Origin of the sequence: Cellulomonas aerilata, assembly GCF_007991755.1 — a bacterium.
GTDB lineage: Bacteria > Actinomycetota > Actinomycetes > Actinomycetales > Cellulomonadaceae > Pengzhenrongella > Pengzhenrongella aerilata.
This window is the reverse complement of record NZ_BJYY01000016.1, coordinates 128,643-149,168: the sequence shown is the minus strand read 5'-3', so window position 1 is coordinate 149,168 and position 20,526 is coordinate 128,643. Positions and strand designations below refer to the sequence as shown.

Sequence of the window (20,526 nt, the reverse complement as noted above, 5' to 3'; positions counted from 1 at the left end):
GAGATACTCTGATCGGCGAAGTACCTAACCTGCCACTCTCGGCGCCTGCAGTACGCGGGCGTATGGCTCGTCGAGCAGCATGCGGCGCGCCATCGGGCTCGCACGGGCGCGGGAGGCGAGCGCCCACCAAATTCGAGGCGAGGACGGTGGTTGAGGGTCTGCCCGCTTGCCCAGGCAGTCCCGCACTGCCACCTCACACGCCCTTAGCCGAACTGGCTGAACGGGGGTCACGAGCTGTCGAGGCTGTCGGCGTGTCGGAGGCCGTCGGCGTGTGCAAACCTGCCTCTTGCGGCACACTAGCCCTATGTCCCTGTGGACCACCTACTTCAAGGTTAGCGCGCCTGCGCGACCCAGTGAGGTCACACCAAACCTCTGGAACGATGAGATCGAGATCAAGGCGTCCTACGCTGATGGGAGTGGTTATCAGGCTGCCATCATGGAGCAGTACAAGCTGTACGTCGAGATGGCGGATCGCATCTCGAGTCGCCGCGGACTCGCGAACACGTTCTTCCTCACGCTGCACAGCGCTGTACTCACGCTTGTAGCTGTCTTCTGGAAGGATCAACCAGATGGGCTGTCGTCGTGGGTCCTCCTTCCGCTGCTAGTGCTCGCCCTGGGTTTGTGTCTGGCTTGGTTCTGGCTGGTGCGCTCATACAGGCAACTCAATTCGGGCAAATTCGCTGTGATCGGTGCCCTCGAACTCAGGTTGCCGGCCTCGCCCTGGTGGAACGGGGAGTGGAAGGCTCTACGCGGTGACGAGAAGGACAAGTCGACCTACTGGGCCTTGACGCACCTAGAGATCTGGATCCCGTTCTTGTTCGGTCTTGCATATGTCGTCGGGTTCGTCATGGCTATCGTAACGAGCACTTAGAAACGAAGTGAGCCGCGCCGCAAGGCCTCCGCCGCAAGGTCGCGCGGCTCCATCCGGTCTGTCGGTAATGTGGCGACCTGCTGCAGTTGTGGCCATCGTCGATGATCGATCGGATGTCGAAGTGCTCGAGTCGCTCGCCCAGTACGCAATCCATTGATTGCAGGTGTGTACCGCCGGAGGCGACAATCGGCCTGCCGGTCGTGCGCCGGCACCGCGTGGACGGATTCGCGGCGTTCGGGCCGCTGGCCGCCCGCGCAACCGGGCCACTGGAACGCTACGAGGCGATAAGCCGGTATCTAGGTCGAGCGTCGACGACCGGTATCTAGGTCGAGCGTCGACGCCGCGGCGCCCGCCGGGTTCCATCCGCATTTCGGGAATAACGGCGAGGTTGACACCGGAGCCGAAGGGGCACGTCTGAAGACTTTGCACAACTGTGAAGCGTCCCATAGTCTTGTCAACTGGCCTTGGCTATCAGGGCGCTCCTCAGCGCGCACTCAAGTCGAACCTGAGCACCGACGCGCGATGTCCCGAGGTGCTGGCCCCCTGGCCTACGACATGAACTTCAGTGGCGCCGCGCCTAAACGTCGACGGATATCGGCGGTGTGCGCTAGTTGTGTTCGACTCACAGCGTTTCGAGCGCTGTGGCGAATCGGTGCGGCGCCTACTGGGAGAGGTGGCGGCGTGGTGAGTCCAAGATCTGGGAATCGTGTTGCTCCACCGGTGTTGCTTCGCGGGCTGCATCCGAGCGACGTGAACGGTTCGCCGCCTTGAGCCGGAAGACGTATTGTCACGCCGTCCTTCTACCGCGGATCGCTATCAATCTGAAGGCACAAGTGTGTGCCTTTCCCAGAGTCCTGGGGAGTGATCAGCCAGCCGATATGCCCCGACAGTACAGTGCGCGATGTGCATCGGATCCTCTAGGGGAGCGGCGTGCTGAGGGGGAGCCGTAGTGCGATCGGCTCGCAAGTTTGAGCTCGCGGCCTCGCGCTCATCGGCAGATCCGGATGACGCCTGCCGGTCTGGCCGCAGCCAAACGGGTGCCACCGACATCCCCCGTGCGGCGCCGGGAGTACTTTCCTTACTGGCTCAAGGGCGCGCTCCGCGCGCAGCTCGGCTGGTGGGCCGGGGCCCCGCGATGGGGCCCCGCGCTCCGGGCGCTTCGCGCCCTACGCGCACCCCACCGCACCCCAACCCACCGGCCGAGCACGACGAAGGCGCCCCGGACCGGTTCCGAGGCGCCTCACCACCGAGCCGCCGACCCGCCGCTGAGCATCCGCCCAACTCCGGGCCGCATCAAGGGCGCTCACGCGTCGCTACGCGATGGACTGCGTCCACCCTTGACGCGACCCTCCATCGGGCTCTTGTGCTCCGCTATGGGTCGGTGGCTCTCCCTGTTCGACACAGACCATCACGACGTGTGCCCCATGTGTCCCCCCGACCCCTAGGAGACGCGCACCCCATGCACCCCAACCCCGCGGCATCCCAGCGCCGGCGTGAGCCGGGACACCCTCGTAATGAGAAGGTCATCAGTTCGATTCTGATAGGCGGCTCCACCAGCCAAGCCCGTCCTACCTGCGACAACGCAGGCCATGAGGCGGGCTTCGCCCGTGCTCAGGACGCCCTGGTCACTCGACGTGTTCCTCACGCGCGCCTGGACCGTTCAGACGGTCCAAACCACGCAGGAAACCAGAGAACCGAGTCTCCATCAGAGCCGGGGCGGTTCAGTCGTGGCTGAGCACCCGGTCTGGAACGCGGCCGCGCTGGGGAGTGGGCAGGCGCGCAGCACCGCTCTGCCGTCTGAGACTCGCGGGCGCGAGGGCGTCGACCAGCACCCCGGACGGCGGTGCGCGACGGCCCGGCCGCTCCGCCATGATCCGGGTCGGGGAATGCTGGCACCACCCACTGAACCCTAGCGTCGTCGGCGCCAGCCGAACCGCGTCTCGGCTCCGGTCCCCACCCGGCTCAGGTCTTGTGCCGCGAGAAAGAGACAGCCACGCTTGCGGGGCAGCATCCGGTCCCCTCCGTTTCGCTGCGCGCGACGGCGGCCTCAGCCCGTCGCGCGGACGCCCGCCCGACGAAGGGAAGTGTCCGGTGCACGCTCGTCTGGTGAGGTTCGGGCTCCCGCCCGGCTCGCGGCCCGTCTTCGAGGCCCTGGCGGCCGACCTCAGACCCCTGATCGAGGCTCGTCCCGGCTGCTGCGGCGTGACGTTCTTCGGGGACGACGCCGACGGGCAGTGGGGCATGTTCGTGCTGTGGGCGTCGCAGGAGGATGCCAACGGTGCCGCGGCCGTCATGCGGCCGAGGCTCGACGCGCATCTGCGTGGGCACCTGCAGGCGCCGCCGGACACGCGCCTGTTCGATGTGATCGAGGCGACGTAGGATGGCCGCGCGGCCGTTGCCCGAGCTGCGCGAACCGCCGGTGTCCACGCGCTACTCCGAGCTGGGCACGCCCCCGGAGCGCTGGCCGTGGTGGGCGCCCGCTGGCTGGCTCCTGGTCGCGGTGTCGACCGTGCTGCTCTACGCGGTGTTCCTCGTGCTGTCGCCGCTGCTGCTGGCGTACGTCCTCGGGCGCCGGCTGTGGGTGTGGCGCCTGCGGTACCACCGTCTTCCCGAGGACCTGCGGATCGCCGTCGTCGGTGCGGGGTGGAGCGGCCTGCAGTGCCTGCAGCGCTTCCGCGAGCTCGGCGTCACGCAGGTCGACGTCTTCGAGCGCTACGACGATATCGGCGGCACGTGGAACCGGAACCTGCGCTATCACGGCCTGCAGATCCACGGGAGCATGACCGTCACGTCGTTCGCCGGGTTCCCCTACAGCGATGACCCGGACGTGCAGGGTGGCAAGGTGATGGCCGAGGAGGTGGAGCGGTACATCCGCCGCTACACCGAGGCCCACGCCCTGCGGGACCGGTGCCAGCTCGCCACCCGGGTCGACGGGGTCAGCTACCGCTCCGCGGACCGCACGGCGACCTTGGCGCTCACCGACCTCCGCACGGGGTCGACGCGCACCTCGGGCCCGTACGACCTCGTCGTGTGGGCGTCGATGGCCGCCCACGGGAACGTCCCGCGCCTGCCGGGGTCGGACTCTTTCCGGGGCAGGCAGCTCCACACCACGCAGTACTCCGACGAGGTGTTCGACGACGTCGTCCGCGACGGCCGCCGGGTCGTCGTGGTGGGTGGCGGCAAGGCGGCGTGCGACGTCGTCCTCGGCCTCAGGCGCGCCGGCCACGAGCGCTACACGTGGGTCATGCGCAAGCCCTACCTCTTCTACCGCTTCGAGGTGCTGCTGCACGACGCGTCTCCCCTCAACAGGTTGCGCGGCCTGACCTACCTCGCGACCGTCCTGTGGACCGGCGTCTCGCAGCGACTCGGGGCGCTGCTGCACTGGTCGTCCGGCCACCTGTGGACCTTCGGGCCCTCGCACGCAGACTTCAGCCACTTCCACGGCGGCGTCATGTGCGCCACACAGCGCCGGGATCTAGCAGGTGTGCCGTACGTCGTCGGTGAGCCGACCCGGCTGAGCGAGGACGCCCTGGTCCTGCGGGACGGGACGGAACTCGAGGCGGACGTGGTCATCTGGGCCACCGGCAACAAGAGCGGGATCGACACCCTGCGGCTGGACAGGGATGGCCAGCCGTACGTGCTGGACCCCGAGACCAAGCTCTTCAACCACTTCATCGTGCCGGAGCTGCCGGTGCTGGCCTCCTCGACCGCGCTGTGGACCACCTTCGGGCCCATGCGGGCGACCAACGCCGCCGACCTGGCCGTCTACTCCCTGTGCGTGCGCGGCGAGCGCAGCACGAGCCAGATGCAGCGGTCGGCGCGCCGCCAGCTCAGCTCGAACAGCCTCACGCACAGCTTCCTGTGGGCGAAGGACGCCTGCTGGCTGCAGCAGTGGGTGCTGTTCCACATCGACCTGCTCCGCCAGGGCATCACGCCGCTGGAGTCCTTCCTCAAGCACGCACTGGAGGTCTTCGTGCTGTCCAAGGAGACGCCGCTGCACTTCGACCTGCTGCCACGCACCCGGTCCCGCGCCACCACGCGGTCGGCACCGCCAGCTGCCCCCCACACCAAGGGCAGCGGGGCTTAGCGGCCCCGTCGTGGCGGCATGGCGCGACCGCGCTCCACGGGCTGCGCAACGAGGGGTGCCCGGGTCCCTCGTCCATCGACCTGTCGCGCGCACCCCACCCCGCCGGCCGAGCAGAACGGCGAGGGCACCTCGGAGCAGTTTCCGAGGTGCCTCACCACGGAGCCGCCGAGCCGCCGCCGAGCGTCCGCCCGACTCCGGGCCGCATCGAGGGCGGTACGCGCCGCTACGCGATGGACTCCGTCCACCCTTGACGCGACCCTCCGCCGGGCTGCGGTGCTCCGCTATGGGTCGGTGCTCTCTCTGGCCGACGGTCCGTCGCGCCGTGTACCCCGTGTGTCGCCCCGACCCTTCGTGGAGCCGCACGCCGTGCACCCCGCGCTCGCGGCAGCCCAGCGTCGACGTCCACCGGGACGCTCTCGTGAAGAGAAAGGTCTCAGCTCGAATCTGAGAGGCGGCTCCACAGCAACACCCGTCTCACCTGCGGCTCCGCCGGCCACGAGGCGGGATCTCCTGTTGCTCCCCGCGCCCGGCGTCTCGGCGTGTTCCCCGCGTCTCCCTGACCGTTGCGACGCGCCGTGGTGGTCCGCCCACCGCCGCGCAGGCACTCGACGCGCTGCCGGTGCCTCAGTCGTCCTGCGACCGGCCAGTCGGCCGGACGACCAGACGGACCGCGCCGGTGGGGTAGGTGCGGCTGTCGAGCAGGTCGAACGCCAGCAGCTCCGAGGGCTCGTCGAACAGCCGCCTCCCGCGACCGGCGACGACCGGCGTCATGTTGAGGTGCAGCTCGTCGAGGAGCCCGTCGCGCAGGAGGTCACGGGCGAGTGCGCCGCACCCGTAGGAGAGCAGGTCGAGACGCTCGCGCAGAGCCGCGATCTCGCCGTAGGTGACGAGCTGGGAGTTGCTCCACTCGTCGGCGGAGCCGAGTGTCGAGGTCACCACGTACTTCGGCATGGCGTTGATCCGCTCGGCCATCGCCCCGGTCTGCTCCCGCCAGGCCGGGCCCAGGTGCTGCCACGTCACCCGTCCGAGCACGAGCGCGTCGGAGGCGAGCGCGAGCTCGAGGGTGGCCTGCCGCCCTTCGTCGCTCATGTACGGGAGCAGCGCCTCGGGCGGGGACTCGATGACGCCGTCGAGGGTGACCTGGGTCTGGACGGTGATGCGGCTCATGCCGGTTAAACCTCCGGAGCCCCCGCTTCTCATCGGTGCGGGACCGGGGGAGGCGAGGCAGGCGCCGATGAAGGACGGCGCCGGCAGTGGTCTGAGTACGGTCCGGTGGGCGCCGGGCGCGCATCGAGGAAGAGCGACGAGATGAGACCACTTCGATACTCGATCAACGTCACGCTCGACGGCTGCTGCCATCACAAGGCAGGGCTGCCCCCGGACGAGGAGTCGATGCGCTACTGGACCGCCGAGATGGAGCGCGCGGATGCGCTGCTCTTCGGGCGGGTGACCTACGAGATGATGGAGTCGGAGTGGCGGAAGCCGGCCACTGGCACGTGGCCCGACCGGGTGGACGAGTCGCAGCTCCCCTTCGCCGAGGCCATCGACCGGGCGAGGAAGTACGTCGTGTCGAGCAAGCTGAGCGGGGTCGACTGGAATGCCGAGCTCCTGCGAGGTGACGTGGGGGACGCGGTCCAGCGGCTCAAGCAGGAGTCCGGCGAGGGCCTGTGGGTGGGTGGCGTGACGCTCCCTTCGGCGTTGGCCGATCGTGGACTGATCGACGAGTACGAGTTCCTCGTGCAGCCGGTCCTCGCCGGGTACGGGCCGACGTTGCTCGCCGGTCTGCGCGAGCGCATCGAGCTCGAGCTCGTGGACCGCCATGAGTTCCGGTCGGGGGCGGTCTCCCTGCGGTACCGGCCCGGGCGAGCGACGGCCTGACGTCGCCCGTCCCGGCACGTCGGCCGCTCCCTGACGACGGCACGACGGGACGACGGCTCGGGGTCGCGACCGTCGCCCGGCCGGGTCCGCCCTGCGTGTCACACCTCGGCGAGGTGGAGGGTCACGCGTCGAAGTACGGGGCGATGAGGGCGCAGAAGTCGAAGGTCAGGCTGGGGAACTCGCCCGCCTCGACCAGCACCGGACCCTCGTCGACCAGCACGTCGTTGTCGAGGTCGACGTCGCCCTGCGTGTCCACCCGGAACGACGAGGTGGCCACCCCTCGGTCGCGGACCAGCAGGCGACCGTCCGGGTCGTACAGGCTGTACGGCACGCCGAGGTCCGCGACGTCGAACTGCCAGACAGTTCCTTCGACGTGCGTCGCGCGGCGGTCCTTGAAGAGGCCGTGCCCTTCGGTCGTCAGCGTGACGCCGTCGGCCGTGAACTCCACCCGGTACTGGTAGGCCGCGACCTGCAGGCGCGGGGCGCCTGCTTCGCGGGGCTGCCTCCACTTGAGCCGTTCGGTGAAGGTGCTGACGGCGGTCCAGTCCCGGCCGCAGATCTCGAAGGAGAACTCCTCCGTGCCGCTGGTGATCTCCCACCGGCTGGGGGCGGCGTGGGCGGACGCGGTCCCGCCGGCGGCGAGGACGGCGGTGACGGCGGCGATCCAGGGCGACTTCCTCATGGCGCACCTCGGTGGTCCGAGGTGGGTCGGGTTCGCCAGTGGCTCGGCGCCCGTCCGAGGCGGCCACGGAGGACGTGCGCGTCATCGCCTCCCACCGGTCCGACCGACGGTAGTGGCCCGGGCACGCGCCCGACCAGACCTGACGGTGAGTGCGGCGAGGCGGGGACCAGCGTCCCGTGCGCGGACGCGGTAGCACCAGGCGGCATGGGCGGACGCCCGGCACGACAGAGGGCGTCGCGTGCCGAGAGTGCGACGCCGGAAGCTCCCTTGACGCCGGCGGGGGCCCGCGGAAGCCTCAGTCGGGACCGTACGCAGGAGAGGCGACGGCGCCAGGCCGGGGAGGTGGTGTGTCGGAGGTCCCCGGGTCCAGGCGACCGGCTTCCCGCGTGCATCAGGTGTCGACGCGCCTGGGCCGGCTCGCCGTGCGGGAGTACTCGACCCGCGAGGACCAGGCCACGGGGAGCGCGCTGCTGTGGCACAGCATGTTCACCGACTCGCGGTCGTGGTCCCGGGTCGCCCCGGCCCTGGCGGAGCACCGGCGCCTGCTCATCGTCGACGGGCCCGGATACGGGCACAGCGCAGAGCTGACACGGCGGAGCAGCATCGAGGAGTCCGCGGAGGCCGCGGTGCAGGTCCTGGAGAGCCTCCAGGACGGTCCGGTCGACTGGGTGGGCAACGCGTGGGGTGGGCACACCGGGCTGCACCTGGCGGCGACGGCGCCGCAGCGGGTGCGCTCGCTGGTGGCGATCAGCTCACCGGTCCAGCCGGTGAGCCGGGCCGAGCGCCGGCAGATCGAGCTGATGACGCGGCTCCTGCGCGTCGTGGGCCCGGTGGGGCCGCTGCGCGACGCCATCGCGGCGGTGCAGCTGGCTGACCCGCGCGGGTCGCTCCGCCCACTCGTCGACTCCGGGTTGCGCACCCTGTCGAGGCGGAGCCTGGCGAACACCGTGGACTCGTTCATCGTCGGCCGGACCGACCTGTCGTGGGCGCTCCCGCTGATCACCGCGCCCACGCTGGTGGTCGCGACCGACGCGCGGGAGGACTTCACCCCCGAGCAGGCGGAGGCGACGGCACGGGCCATACCCGGGGGCCGGTGGACGGTCGTCCACGGCTCGGGCGTCCTGGCCCCGCTCGAGCAGCCCGCCTGGACCGCCGAGACGATCATCGACTTCTGGACGTCACTGGACGGGGTATGACCGCGCCGGCCGGCGGGACGCGTACCTAGAAGGCGGTGCGGTGCTGCCCGGTGCCTCACTCGAGCCCCTCGAAGACGTCCGCCAGCATCGGCTGACCGGGTGCCTTCGGCGGCCACGCGATGATCCAGGTCTCGCGGGACAGCACCTTCTTCCACTCCTCGTCGGTCCCCTCGGGGTCGTAGATCACCTGACGCTGGCTGCGGTGCTCCTTGATGGCCGCCAGGGCACGGTCGGCGAACGGCCTGGAGTCGGTGCGGATGCCGAAGAGCTCATCGGGAGCGCCGCGAAGGTGATAGGTCGTGGTCGGCTCCCAGACCGGCTTCCCGCGCTCCCTCAGCCACTGCTGGCCGCGTTCGAAGAAGGACTGCGGTATGCCGCCGTGCAGCAGTCGCTGCAGACCGGGCCCAGGTTCGGACCGGACGAGATGGAACGCCTCGGTCGTGGCGGCCGACATCGCGATGTGGTCCGGGTGGCCCGTCACCCCATCCGACCCCAGGGTGCACACGACGTCGGGTCGCTCCTCGCGGAGGAACGCTGCGATCGTCTCCCGCAGGACGTCGACGCCGACGGCGTGCAGCCCCCCGTCCGGCAGGCCCAGCCAGTCGTGCCGGTCAGGCATGCGCCCGAGGGCGCGCCAGGCGTTGTCGTCCTCCTGCCGTCGCCACGCACCGAGGGTCTCGGGCGTCGCGGGCACCCCGTCAGCGATCTGGCCACCCTCGCCGTCGGTCGCGTGAAGGACGACGAGACGGAACGCCGGGTCTTCGGAGTGCCGCGCCACCGTCCCGTAGGTGGAGTAGCTCTCGTCGTCGGGATGAGCCACCACGATCGCCAACGTCCGTCCCATGGGTCCCACCGTCGCACGGGCGCACCACCGTCGATCCGCGGATCGCGGCACAGTCGGGGGCTCGGGCGCCCTTCCCGACTCGCCGTCATGGCAGCGTCAGGGGAGGGTCATCACCGGCTCGACTGACGGTCGCACCCGTGAGAGCGCTCTGCGGCGACACGCCGGTGAGGCGCTCGTCGCCGTCCTCGGCCCGGTGACGACCCACCGCGGACGGCCACCGCGCGACCGCTGTGGGCCGCCCACCTGCGCGCTTGCGCACGGCCAGGTCCGACGCGACCCAAGCGTCCCGTCGCGCACCGTTCACCCGTTCCGGTCGCACCGCCGCCCGCCGCCGGCGCCGGAGAGATCCCGCGTGGGGTCTGTGCACGCCGCCCCGACGGTCCTAGTGTCACAACGGGACGGTGACCGTTCGACGTCGCACGGCCGCCCTTTCCCAGCCTGATTCCCCTGTCTGGAGGCGTTCATGCGCAAGACATCCACGGGCCTGCTGATGACCCTGGCCCTGGCAGCCGGTTCGGGGTTGCTCCCGTCACCGGCCTCCGCGGTGCCGGCGGCGCCGCCGGAGGCCCAGGAGCACGTCGGACCGGGCGGGGACGCCCCGCCGGACCCGATCGCGGACAAGCAGCAGGCGCTGCGGGAGCAGGCGCTCGCGGCCGTCCTCAAGGGCGAGGCCACGCCCGAGCGGATCGGCAGCAGCACGGTGGTCAAGGTCGGCGAGGCAGCCACGGCCCAGTCGGCCGAGTCGGGCCTGAGCCGGGCCCAGGCCGCGGAGGAGCCGGTCGACCAGTACGTCCAGCTCAGCCGTGAGGACACCGACCAGCTCTTCGTCCTGCTGGTCGAGTTCGGCAACGAGCGCCACCCGGACTTCCCCGACCGTGACACCGCACCGACCATCGCCGGACCGGCGGTGTTCGACGGACCGCTCTTCAACGCGATCCCGGAGCCGGACCGCGCCGTGGACAACAGCACCGACTGGCACCCGGACTACGACCAGGACTACTACCAGGACCTGTACTTCGGGGACGGCTCGGTCACGGGCCGGGAGTCGATGCGGCAGTACTACGAGCAGCAGTCCTCCGGGCGCTACTCGGTCGAGGGCCTGGTGACCGACGTGGTGAAGGTCCCCTTCAACGAGGCGCGCTACGGCCGCAGCAACGGCGTCCCGTGCGCCGGCAACGTCTGCAGCAACACCTGGGAGCTCGTCCGCGACGGCATGGACGCGTGGTACGCCTCGCAGGTGGCCGCCGGGCAGACGCCGGAGCAGATCGCCGAGACGCTGGCCGACTACGACGTGTGGGACCGCAACGACGCCGACGGCGACGGGAACTTCGACGAGCCGGACGGCTACATCGACCACCTGCAGATCATCCACGCCGGTGGCGACCAGGCGGACCAGGACCCCCAGCAGGGCGAGGACGCCATCTGGTCGCACCGGTGGCGGGCCTTCCAGGTCACCAAGCCGAACCCCGAGGCGCCGATCCCGGCGATCGGCGGGACGCCGGTCGGCGACACCGGCATCTGGGCCGCGGACTACACCATCCAGCCCGAGAACGGCGGACTGTCCGTGATCGCCCACGAGTTCGGCCACGACCTCAACCTGCCGGACCTGTACGACCGGGTCGCGCCGGCCGGCGTCGACAACCCGGTGAACTGGTGGAGCCTCATGGCGCAGAGCCGGGTCTCGGCACCCGAGGACGACGCCCTGGGCTCTCGCGCCGCCGACCTCGGTCCGTGGGAGAAGCTGCAGCTCGGGTGGCTGGACTACGAGATCGTCGCTCCCGGCCAGAAGCGCACGCTCGAGCTCGGTCCGCACGAGTACAACTCGGACAAGCCCCAGGCCGTGGCCGTGGTGCTCCCCGACAAGCCCGTCGTCACCCAGCTCGGCGCGCCGGCCACCGGTGAGCGGCAGTGGTGGTCCGGCAACGACGACGACTACGAGGCGACGATGACACGCGAGGTCGTCCTGCCGGACGGTCCGGCGAGCCTGACCTTCGCGGCGCGGTGGAACATCGAGGACTGCGGCGCCGACCCGTGCGACTACGCCTTCGTGGAGGTCGACGACGGCACCGGCTTCAAGGCGATCGCGGGCTCCATCACGAAGGCCGCCGAGGGCAACGGCATCGACGGGGTCCAGGAGGAGTGGGTCGACGCGACCTTCGACCTCTCGGCCTACGCCGGCAGCACGATCGGCCTGCGGTTCCGCTACTCGACCGACGGCGCCGCCACGGGCCAGGACGCGGACCTGCCGGCCGGCATCTTCATCGACGACGTCGTCGTGACGGCCGGTGGGACCGCGATCGTCACCAGTGGGGCGGAGGCCGGGGACACCGGCTGGGCGCTCGACGGGTTCCAGGCCGTGGGCAGCTCCGTCACCACGCTGTTCGACCAGTTCTACCTGGCGAGCAACCGGGAGTACGTCGGCTTCGACAAGTACCTGCAGACCGGCCCGTACAACGCGCGCGACCCGCTGCGGCCGGACCTCTTCGAGCACTTCCCGTACCAGGACGGGCTGCTGGTCTGGTACTGGGACACCTCCGTGCCGGACAACGACACCACGGCCCACCCGGGCGAGGGGGAGATCCTGCCGGTCGACGCGCACCCGCGGGTCCTGTTCAACCTCGAGGGCGTGCCGTGGCGGGGACGCATCCAGACGTACGACGCGACCTTCGGGCTGCAGCGTGCGGACTCGTTCCAGCTGCACGTCAACGGCAAGCGGAGCCTGGTGCGCGGGCAGCCGGCCGTGCGCACCTTCGACGACAGCGACCCCGAGCGGTACTTCAAGCCCGAGCTGCCCAGCAACGGCGTCCGGGTGGCCGGGACGGGCACGCGCATCCGCGTCCAGGACGAGGAGGGCACCTCGGTCCGCATCCGGGTGGAGGTCCCCGCGGCGCAGGGGGCGGGGGACCAGCCGTAGGCCGGACGCTCGGACCGCCGGCCACCCGCTGACCGGCGGTCCGGACCGATCCACGGACACACGACCCAGGGCCCCGCACCAGCGCTCGCTGCGCTGGTGCGGGGCCCTGGTCATGACCGGGCGCCGGTATCGGGGGCGGCGGGCACCCCCTGCCCGTCACCCCGGCCCGTCACCCGTCGGCGTCAGGCCGGCTGCACGCTCGCGGCCGGCGCTGCCTGCAGCAGCTCGGCGGCGAGGTCCACCTGGATGCCCAGGTCGATGCTGTCCGCCTCCGAGGTGGCCAGCTCCACCGTGCGCGACGTCGTCGGGCGACCCAGCGCGCGGTACTCCCAGCCCGCTGCCCGGTAGGCGTCGGCGTCGAGGGCGTGACGGCCGTCGACGACCTTCCGCCGGCCGACGAGCCAGCCCATCATCTCCGGGTCGGCGTCGCGGAACTGCGCCCACTCGGTGAGCAGCACGACGACGTCGGCACCGGCGACGGCCTCCGGCAGCGAGCCCGCGTAGGTCAGGTCCGGGTACGCGCGGCGGGCGTTGTCCATGGCCTCCGGGTCGTAGACGCGCACGTCCGCGCCCTCCTCGTGCAGCATCCGGGCGACGTCCAGCGCGGGGGCGTCGCGGATGTCGTCGGAGTTGGGCTTGAAGGCCGCACCCAGCGCGGCGACCTTCACACCCTGCAGCGACCCGCCGGCCAGCTCGCGGACCAGGTCCACGGTGCGGGTGCGGCGACGGCCGTTGATGGCGTCGACCTGGTGCAGGAACGACACCGCCTGGCCGACGCCGAGCTCCTCGGCCCGTGCGGCGAACGCCCGGATGTCCTTGGGCAGGCACCCGCCACCGAAGCCGAGACCCGGCTTGAGGAAGCGCCCGCCGATGCGCTCGTCGTAGGACAGCGCCCGCGACAGCAGGTTGACGTCGGCGCCGGTGGCCTCGCACACCTCGGCCATGGCGTTGATGTAGGAGATCTTCGTGGCCAGGAAGGAGTTGGCGGCCACCTTGACCAGCTCGGCGGTCGACAGGTCGCACTCGACGAGCGGGGTGCCGCGCTCGAGGACCGGCGTGAACGCCGCCTTGAGCTGCTCGGTCGCCCAGCGCGACTCCGTGCCGAACACCAGGCGGTCGGGCTGCAGGGTGTCGGCGACGGCGTAGCCCTCGCGCAGGAACTCCGGGTTCCACGCCAGCTCGACCGCGGTGCCGGCGGGGGCGACGGCGTGCACCATGTCCCGCAGCTGCGCCGCGGTGCCGATCGGGACGGTGGACTTGCCCACGATGAGCGCCTTGCGACGCAGACCCTTCGCCAGGGCCTCGGTCGCCGCGTGGACGTAGGAGACGTCCGCCGCCTGCGAGCCCTTCTTCTGCGGGGTGCCGACGCAGATGAAGTGCACGTCGCCGAACTCCGCCGCCTCGGCGAAGTCGGTCGTGAAGCTCAGCCGGCCAGTGGCCAGCGTGTCGCGCAGCAGCTCGCCGAGCCCGGGCTCGAAGAACGGCACCTCGCCGGCGGCGAGCTTGGCGATCTTGTTCGGGTCGACGTCCACGCCGAGCACCTCGTACCCGACGGCGGCCATGCACACGGCGTGCGTGGCGCCGAGGTAGCCGGTGCCGATCACGGTGAGGCGGGGCCGGGCGACGACGGGCTCGTCGGTCGCGCGGGCGGGGAGCTGGTGGGTGCTGTCGTTGATCATGATCGTTCCTCTTTCGGGGGCCCCGGGCAGGGGCGACGGGCGCGTCGGCGTCGGACGCCGCGCGTCGTGCTGATGGGTGGTGGTGCGTGCGTCGTGCGTGGGTGGTCGAGCCGGTGGGCGACCGGGCCGCCAGGTGACTAGCGGCAGTCCTTGTTGCTCAGGCCCCCGACGTCGGTCAGGAGGGCGTTGTCGCAGCGGGCGACGTTCTCGTTCTCGGGTCGCAGGGCGATGAGGAAGCCCTCGCCGCTGCGCAGCTCCCCGCGGTTGGCGGTGAACGTGTTGCGGGTGCCCCAGCCATCGGCGACGTCATGGGTCTGGAAGCCGTCCAGCGGGCTGTGCCGCCCGACGTTGTCGGCGACCGTCCAGTCGTTGCCCTTGACGTCGACCCACGAGTCGGCGCCGGTGATCAGGGATCCGTCGAACTGGTTGCCGGCCAGCACACCGCCGGTCGTGCCCTCCTTGATGTCGACCGACTCGCTCGTGGTGGCGTAGATGGCGTTGCCGGTCACGTGGTTGCGGTCGCTGCGGTCGGGCTCCCCGTCGGTGAGGTCCCCCCAGTTGCTGTTCGCGCTCCCGACGTACACGCCCTCGCCGAACTTCGGCTTGCGCAGGCCGGTGTCGCTGATGGTGTTGTCGGCCACGAGGTTGTCGGTGCTGTGCCGGCGCAGGTGGATCGCCTCGTCGCCGATGCCGTACACCGTCAGCCCGCTGATGGTCGTGCCGGTCGTGCCGTCCGCCATCACGCCCTTCTGGCCGTTGCGCACGGTGAAGCCGGACAGCACCCAGTGCTGGGCGCCGTCCAGGTGCAGCACGTAGTCGCCGCGGTAGCCGTCACCGTTGAGGATCGCGTCGGCGTCCCCGCACAGCACGGCCTCGTCGCCCGCGGCGCCCGAGCCCGTCACCACGAAGCTGCCCTGGTAGACCCCCGGCTCCATCCGGATGACCGTGCCCGGACCCGCGTCGTCCAGCGCCTTCTGCAGCTGCTCCGCGGTCCGGACGCGGACCGTGGGCGCCGGGCAGAGGCCACGGTCGCCGGCCGGACGGGCCATCCACGCGGGGAAGGCCGTGGGGGCGGTCATGCCCGGCTCGTCGTCGTCCACCTTCTCGTCCTCCTCGTCCTCGTCCTTCTGGTTCCGGTCCTGGTCCCTGTCGCCGGCCTCCGTCGAGCTGCCGGACGCCCCGGGGACGACCCGACCGGGCGCCTCGGGGACGACCCGACCGGGCGCCTCGGCGTCGATCAGCGGCGCACCCCCCGGCTGCCCGGGCTCGGTGGGCAGCGGCGGGAGGGCCGTCGCGCCGGCGGCCTCGGCGGCCGGCTGCGTCCCCGGGTCCGCCGTGGTGGTGCATCCGGCCGACGCCACGGTCAGCGCCGCGAGCACGCCCAGCACGGCACCGCGCCGACCCAGGGCGTGCCCCGGCCGCACGCGGCCCCGGCGGGTGGTCGCCGCGGTCATGCGGCACCCCCGGCGTCGGCCGAGCCGTGCCGGCCGGCGGCGAGCTGCGTGCCGTCACGCGGCACCACGGCCGGGACGACGGGCGGCTCGACGAGCTCGGCAAGGCGACGCTGCGCCTCGTACGGGTGCTGCAGCCCGCGCATGCGGTGACGCGTGCCCTTGAGCGCGGTCGCGATGAGCACCAGGGCGAGCGAGAGCCACATGATCGTGAGCGGCTGCAGGGCGTTGCGCACGTGGGTCCAGAAGGGCTTGGTGCTGACCCAGGTGGACGCGTCGTTCTCGCCCACCTGCACGGCGTCGGCGCGCTTGACGTCCACCGCGCTCGGGCCGCGGCCGGAGATCGTGTTCTCCGTGACCACGGTGCCGGTCGTGGCGCCGGTGACCGTCACCGCGTGGTTCGTCACCCGGTTGACGGTGTTGCGCTCGACCAGCGCCGCGGAGTCGCGGACGTAGACGCCGGTCAGCGCACCCGAGATCACGTTGCCGGTGATCTCCACGTCGGTCGCCGCGTCGCGCAGCGCGATGGCGTGACGGAGGTTGTCCTCGACGTGGTTCCCGACGAGGGTCACGTCCGAGGCGGCCTCCCGCACGACGATGCCCATGTCGTTGCCGGTCACGTCGTTGGAGCTGAGGCTGATGTTGCGCCCGCCGATGATCTCGATCCCGAACCGGGCGTTCTCGTCGGTCCTGCTGTTGCTGATCGAGTTGTTGCCGTAGTCGCCGACCGGCATGCCGGTCGCGCTCGGGCCGCTGGCCAGCGCGGCCCCGCGGACGACGACGCCGCTGCCGCCGTTGCGCCGGCTGGTGACCCCGCTGACCACGATGCCGGTGGTGGCACGAGCCATCACGATGCCGTGACCGGCGTTGTCGGACGACACCGTGTCCGCGATCGCCGCGTTGACGACGTACCGGTGCATGACCAGGCCGTCGACCATGCTGTTCTTGATGGTCGACCGGGAGATGTCGACGCCGTTCGCGCTGGAGACGAACAGCCCGAAGGCGTTGCCGTCGAACGTGACGTTCTCGACCTTCGCGGACACGTAGCTGTACTCCGGGTCCTCGTCGTCGGTGTAGGGCACCGGCAGGGTCCCGACCGGGAGCAGACCCTCGACCGGTGAGCCGTCCGTGGCGGCGGTCAGCGAGTCCGCGCCCTGCGGCGCGGCGGGGTCGACGACGGGCGCCGACGTGGCCGGCACGGTCCCGTAGCGCACGTCGATGCCGTTCGCGTGGTTGTTCGTGGCGACGGCGTCGCCCAGGTCGCGCCCGTACTCCTCCAGCGCACCCTCGCTCGGGCGGTCGACGCCGGTCAGGGCGACGCCACCGGTGCGACCGCTCCAGAAGCCGAGGTTGCTGAAGGTCGCGCGCTCGAGCGTCACCTTGCCGCCGACCGACCGGACGTACGCCCGGCCGTCCTCCGTGGCGGTGTCCACCTGGCCGCCGTCCCGGTTCCAGCTGGTCAGCGTGACCGGTGACGCCTTCGTGCCGACGATCTCCAGCTCGCCACCCAGGTTGACGATCGACACGAACCGGTCCGTGTCGCTCGCCATCCGGATGGTCAGCGGGCCGGTGTCGCTGAGGACGAGCCGCGCCCCGGGCTGGACGACGATGTTCTCCATCAGGATGTAGGCGCCGTCCGGCTCGCGGACGAACGTCTGCGGTCCCAGCTCCAGCAGGTCCGCGAGCACGTACGGCTCGCTGCGGCGGGTGAGCACGAGGGTGTAGGCGGAGCCGGTGCTGAGGCGGTAGGCGCCGAGGACCGGCAGCTTGCCCCACTGGATCATGCGGCCCACGGTCTGCACGTCGGCGAGCCGGTCCTCCTCGTCGGCGACCAGCGCCGGCTCGGTCACCGGGTTGCCCGGGTAGTCCACGATGCCGGCGACGGCCTCGTCGTCCGAGGCGGCGCGGTCCTGCGCCGCGCTCTCGGCGGCCGTGGGCGCGGGGGTCGGGCTCGTGCCGTCCGCGGCGGACGCGGGGGTCGCACCGGCGACGAGGGTGGCGACCGCGAGTGCGGTGCCTGACAGGCGCCGCAGGGCGGGACGACGGCGGCTCATGCGAGCACCTCGACCTTCTCCGCGACGGGCGCGACGAGCACCGGCGGGGCCTGGGTCGGCTGACGCAGCGAGCTGGCCGTCTGGCCCTCCCCGCCGATCTGGTCCGCGTGCCGGGTGAGCCAGCCCTGCTTGTTCATGGTGGCGAACGCGTAGAGCTTGATCGGCAGGGCGATGAAGATGACCACGAGGGCCAGCAGAGGCAGCACGACGATGTCCTTCGGGTGTCGCTTGAGGTGGGAGTAGCCACGGATGCCGCGGCCGAGGAGCAGCCATGCCGCGGCCAGCAGCACGCTGGCGAGGGTGCCGTCGATCCGGGCGAAGAAGAGGTACCCGAGCGTGATGCCCATCGTGACCGGCGTCAGCAGGATCTGGAGGACGGTGACCTTGGTGACGAACGGGACGCGCCACAGCCAGCCCTTGGCGATGGCCGTGAGGTAGCAGCGGTAGGAGTTGCGGCTCCAGCGCACGCGCTGCTTGACGAAGGTGCGGAACCCGGTCGGGAACATGGACAGCGCGCGGGCCGAGGACTGGTGGACCGTCTGGTAGCCGGACGCCAGCACCAGCCAGGTGAGCCGGCCGTCGTCGCCTGCGATGCAGCGGCGGCCCAGGAAGAACTCGTCCTCCAGGTGGGGCAGGACGGGGACCACCGCGGCACGGCGGTACGCCGCGGTGCGGCCGGAGAGGCAGGCCACGGCGCCGGCGGCCCCCATCGCGGGGACGTAGTCGTAGTAGCGCAGGTCGACGAGCCAGTCGGCGATCCGGCGCCAGACGCTGGACTCGCGCTCGTACACGTTCTGCTGGGTGCTGACCCCGCCGACCATGGGGTCGACGAACGGCATCTGCACGGCGTCGAGGAGGCCGGGCTCCCACGCGGTGTCGGAGTCGACCAGCACGACGACCTCACTGGTCGCCAGGCGGATGCCGACGCCGAGCGCGGAGCGCTTGCCGGCGTGCTTGAACATCACGGGCTGCACCCGCGGGTCGCCGAGCGCGAGGATCCGCTGCTCGGCCTCGGTGTCGGCGACGTCGAGCACGATGATGATCTCGGTCGGGTCCTGGCCGAGCCAGGTGTCCAGGCACCGCATGAGGATGTCGGGGTCCTCGTGGAACGACGGGACGACGACCGACGTGGTGGTGCGGAAGTCGTTCTCGATCGGCATCGCACGGCGCGAGAGCACGACGCGGTAGAGCCACAGGGCCCAGACCACGAGGCCGGCGACGGCGAGCGGGAATGCAGCCCAGACGTGGTCCAGGGACAGGTCACCGACCCGGGGGTCGGGCAGGAAGCTGGCAGGGAAGAGCGCGTGCATCAAAGTCCTCACGGTGGGCGCAGCTCGTCGAGTAATCGCTGCGTCATGTCGGTGGTTCGAGCCGAAAGTACGGTTATGCCCGATTTGGCGGCTACGACCGTGAGGTCCGGTTACCCCGTTCGCCACGCTTCTTCACCCGCGCCTCACCCCTGCGGGACGGTCGCTCGTGAATACGGGTGAACGGCCTGTGACAATGCCTGGGAACGCTGTCGAATAGCGGCACGAAGTTTGTGACAACGGGGGCCGTCGTCTAGGGTCGGCCGCCGATCCCGCCCCTGCAGGGCGGACGAGGGCGCACGGCGACCCGCCGTCGTCCTACCGGTCCGGTGAGGAGGGAAGCGGTCCGTGCGTCGTGCGCTGGCCTCGGTGGTCCTGGTCGGCCTGACCGCAGCAGGGTGCTCCGGCGAGGGTGCCCGTCCCGGGCCCTCCCCCGACCGGGCGACCCCGCCCACGCCGAGCGCCACCCCCGAGGCGACGCCCGCCGGCGAGGGCGCCGAGAGGTTCGAGCGTGAGCTGCGGCGCACGCTCACCGTGCCCCCCATGCCGGCGTTCACCATCCCGACCGAGCTGCTGTCGACGGCGCAGAACCAGTCGATCTCCGGCCGGCTGGACGTCGCACCGGGCCTCTACCAGGGGATCGGCGTCCTCGACGCCCGGTGCACCGAGTCCGGCGGCGCGGCCGCCGACACGGGCGCGACCGTGACGACCGGGAGCCGCCACTACGAGGAGGGGACCGTCCGGATCACGGTGGCGGGCGACGGCACCGGGGTCTACGACGACGCCGGCCTGCACGTCGCCGTCCTGGCGGGTGGCGCCGGTGTGTACGACGACGGCGAGACGCGGTCGTCGGTCGCCGCCGACGGGTCGGGCACCTGGTCCCGCGGCGACGTGCGGTACACGGTGCGGGCGGACGGGTCCGGGTCGTACTCCGACGGCTCGACGCGGGTCTGGGTCGAGCCGGGCGGGGCCGGCGGCTACGAGGACGCGACGATGCGGCTCTCGGTGCGCGCGGACGGCCAGGTGTTCGGCGACGGGGACCCCGACCGGGTCGCGGCCGTGCAGACGGTGCTCGCCGACGGGCTCCCGCTGTTCGCGCCGGTGGCGCCCGTCCGGCTGGTCGAGCCGTCCGGCACGGTGTGCGGCACGGTCATCCGTCTGGACGCGAACGTGCTCTTCGACGTGGACCGGGCCGAGGTGCGCCCCGACGGGCAGGACTACCTGCGCCGGGTGGCCGACCTGCTGGTCGCGCTCGGCTCACCTGCGGCGCAGGTCAACGGGCACACCGACTCGGTGGGGGACGAGGCGTACAACCTCGACCTCTCCCAGCGCCGGGCCGAGGAGGTCCGCCGGCTGCTGGTCGGGTCCGGGGTCTCCGGCGACTCGCTGCGGACGCAGGGCCTGGGCGAGACGCAGCCCGTCCAGGCGGAGACCGGAGCCGACGGCGCGCCCGACCCGGCGGCACGTCAGCTCAACCGCCGCGTCGAGATCGTCCTGCTCGACCGCTGACGCCCGTCGCCGGTGGGCGTCGGGTGGCGCGCCGGTGGGCGTCCGTCGGCGCCG

The 20,526-nt window shown here is 71.4% G+C and carries 14 protein-coding genes; 7 read left to right on the top strand and 7 right to left on the bottom strand.

What is annotated here, in order from left to right; genetic code table 11:
* Positions 1-304: 304 nt before the first annotated feature.
* From CAE01nite_RS13385 to CAE01nite_RS13375, 3 genes are all read left to right on the top strand, one after another.
* On the top strand, positions 305-871 hold the full coding sequence (locus tag CAE01nite_RS13385; protein ID WP_222595925.1) for a RipA family octameric membrane protein: 567 nt from the start codon (positions 305-307) through the stop codon (positions 869-871).
* A gap of 2,106 nt (positions 872-2,977) precedes the next feature.
* The gene (locus CAE01nite_RS13380) at positions 2,978-3,250 is read left to right on the top strand and encodes an antibiotic biosynthesis monooxygenase family protein (protein WP_146905444.1); all 273 of its coding nucleotides are present in this window, start codon (positions 2,978-2,980) and stop codon (positions 3,248-3,250) included.
* A 1-nt stretch (position 3,251) separates the two neighbouring features.
* Positions 3,252-4,958 carry a SidA/IucD/PvdA family monooxygenase gene (locus CAE01nite_RS13375; protein ID WP_146905442.1) on the top strand — a complete coding sequence of 569 codons (1,707 nt, stop codon included), beginning with the start codon at positions 3,252-3,254 and terminating at the stop codon, positions 4,956-4,958.
* A 624-nt stretch (positions 4,959-5,582) separates the two neighbouring features.
* On the opposite strand, the gene CAE01nite_RS13370 is transcribed toward CAE01nite_RS13375, so the two are convergent.
* Positions 5,583-6,125: a dihydrofolate reductase family protein gene (locus CAE01nite_RS13370; RefSeq protein ID WP_186816585.1), complete on the bottom strand. Its 543-nt coding sequence runs from the start codon at positions 6,123-6,125 to the stop codon at positions 5,583-5,585.
* 141 nt (positions 6,126-6,266) lie between these two features.
* On the opposite strand from CAE01nite_RS13370, the gene CAE01nite_RS13365 reads away from it, so the two are divergent.
* A complete protein-coding gene (locus CAE01nite_RS13365) occupies positions 6,267-6,836 on the top strand; it encodes a dihydrofolate reductase family protein (RefSeq protein ID WP_146905436.1) in 570 nt (189 codons plus the stop codon).
* A 121-nt stretch (positions 6,837-6,957) separates the two neighbouring features.
* Here the strand turns inward: CAE01nite_RS13365 and CAE01nite_RS13360 are convergent, their stop codons facing one another.
* Positions 6,958-7,518, bottom strand: coding sequence for a hypothetical protein (locus tag CAE01nite_RS13360; protein WP_146905433.1), 561 nt, complete (start codon positions 7,516-7,518; stop codon positions 6,958-6,960).
* A gap of 386 nt (positions 7,519-7,904) precedes the next feature.
* On the opposite strand from CAE01nite_RS13360, the gene CAE01nite_RS13355 reads away from it, so the two are divergent.
* Positions 7,905-8,714, top strand: coding sequence for an alpha/beta fold hydrolase (locus tag CAE01nite_RS13355; RefSeq protein WP_146905430.1), 810 nt, complete (start codon positions 7,905-7,907; stop codon positions 8,712-8,714).
* Positions 8,715-8,769: 55 nt separating this feature from the next.
* On the opposite strand, the gene CAE01nite_RS13350 is transcribed toward CAE01nite_RS13355, so the two are convergent.
* Entirely contained in the window at positions 8,770-9,558 is a 789-nt protein-coding gene (locus tag CAE01nite_RS13350) for a PIG-L deacetylase family protein (protein ID WP_146905428.1), read from the bottom strand.
* A gap of 463 nt (positions 9,559-10,021) precedes the next feature.
* Here CAE01nite_RS13350 and CAE01nite_RS13345 point away from each other — a divergent pair, with 463 nt between their 5' ends.
* On the top strand, positions 10,022-12,472 hold the full coding sequence (locus tag CAE01nite_RS13345; protein WP_146905425.1) for an immune inhibitor A domain-containing protein: 2,451 nt from the start codon (positions 10,022-10,024) through the stop codon (positions 12,470-12,472).
* A 182-nt stretch (positions 12,473-12,654) separates the two neighbouring features.
* On the opposite strand, the gene CAE01nite_RS13340 is transcribed toward CAE01nite_RS13345, so the two are convergent.
* The 4 genes from CAE01nite_RS13340 to CAE01nite_RS13325 form a co-directional block, all read right to left on the bottom strand.
* A complete protein-coding gene (locus tag CAE01nite_RS13340; RefSeq protein ID WP_146905422.1) occupies positions 12,655-14,151 on the bottom strand; it encodes a UDP-glucose dehydrogenase family protein in 1,497 nt (498 codons plus the stop codon).
* Positions 14,152-14,288: 137 nt separating this feature from the next.
* A complete protein-coding gene (locus CAE01nite_RS13335; protein WP_246131198.1) occupies positions 14,289-15,605 on the bottom strand; it encodes a right-handed parallel beta-helix repeat-containing protein in 1,317 nt (438 codons plus the stop codon).
* Positions 15,602-17,656: a right-handed parallel beta-helix repeat-containing protein gene (locus CAE01nite_RS13330; RefSeq protein WP_146905419.1), complete on the bottom strand. Its 2,055-nt coding sequence runs from the start codon at positions 17,654-17,656 to the stop codon at positions 15,602-15,604. The genes CAE01nite_RS13335 and CAE01nite_RS13330 overlap by 4 nt, the downstream gene beginning before the upstream one ends.
* Positions 17,653-18,966: a glycosyltransferase gene (locus tag CAE01nite_RS13325; RefSeq protein ID WP_146905416.1), complete on the bottom strand. Its 1,314-nt coding sequence runs from the start codon at positions 18,964-18,966 to the stop codon at positions 17,653-17,655. Before CAE01nite_RS13325 ends, CAE01nite_RS13330 begins: the two co-directional genes overlap by 4 nt.
* Positions 18,967-19,311: 345 nt before the next feature.
* Here CAE01nite_RS13325 and CAE01nite_RS13320 point away from each other — a divergent pair, with 345 nt between their 5' ends.
* Positions 19,312-20,472 (top strand): OmpA family protein, encoded by a 1,161-nt coding sequence (locus CAE01nite_RS13320; protein WP_146905413.1) that lies wholly within the window; start codon positions 19,312-19,314, stop codon positions 20,470-20,472.
* Positions 20,473-20,526 lie beyond the last annotated feature (54 nt).

Bases quoted from the DNA above. Each gene is read 5' to 3' on its own strand.
- CAE01nite_RS13325 (WP_146905416.1), bottom strand. From the start codon at position 18,966: ATGCACGCGCTCTTCCCTGCCAGCTTCCTGCCCGACCCCCGGGTCGGT.
- CAE01nite_RS13335 (WP_246131198.1), bottom strand. From the start codon at position 15,605: ATGACCGCGGCGACCACCCGCCGGGGCCGCGTGCGGCCGGGGCACGCC.
- CAE01nite_RS13365 (WP_146905436.1), top strand. From the start codon at position 6,267: ATGAGACCACTTCGATACTCGATCAACGTCACGCTCGACGGCTGCTGC.
- CAE01nite_RS13385 (WP_222595925.1), top strand. From the start codon at position 305: ATGTCCCTGTGGACCACCTACTTCAAGGTTAGCGCGCCTGCGCGACCC.
- CAE01nite_RS13345 (WP_146905425.1), top strand. From the start codon at position 10,022: ATGCGCAAGACATCCACGGGCCTGCTGATGACCCTGGCCCTGGCAGCC.
- CAE01nite_RS13375 (WP_146905442.1), top strand. From the start codon at position 3,252: ATGGCCGCGCGGCCGTTGCCCGAGCTGCGCGAACCGCCGGTGTCCACG.
- CAE01nite_RS13340 (WP_146905422.1), bottom strand. From the start codon at position 14,151: ATGATCAACGACAGCACCCACCAGCTCCCCGCCCGCGCGACCGACGAG.
- CAE01nite_RS13330 (WP_146905419.1), bottom strand. From the start codon at position 17,656: ATGAGCCGCCGTCGTCCCGCCCTGCGGCGCCTGTCAGGCACCGCACTC.
- CAE01nite_RS13370 (WP_186816585.1), bottom strand. From the start codon at position 6,125: ATGAGCCGCATCACCGTCCAGACCCAGGTCACCCTCGACGGCGTCATC.
- CAE01nite_RS13350 (WP_146905428.1), bottom strand. From the start codon at position 9,558: ATGGGACGGACGTTGGCGATCGTGGTGGCTCATCCCGACGACGAGAGC.
- CAE01nite_RS13360 (WP_146905433.1), bottom strand. From the start codon at position 7,518: ATGAGGAAGTCGCCCTGGATCGCCGCCGTCACCGCCGTCCTCGCCGCC.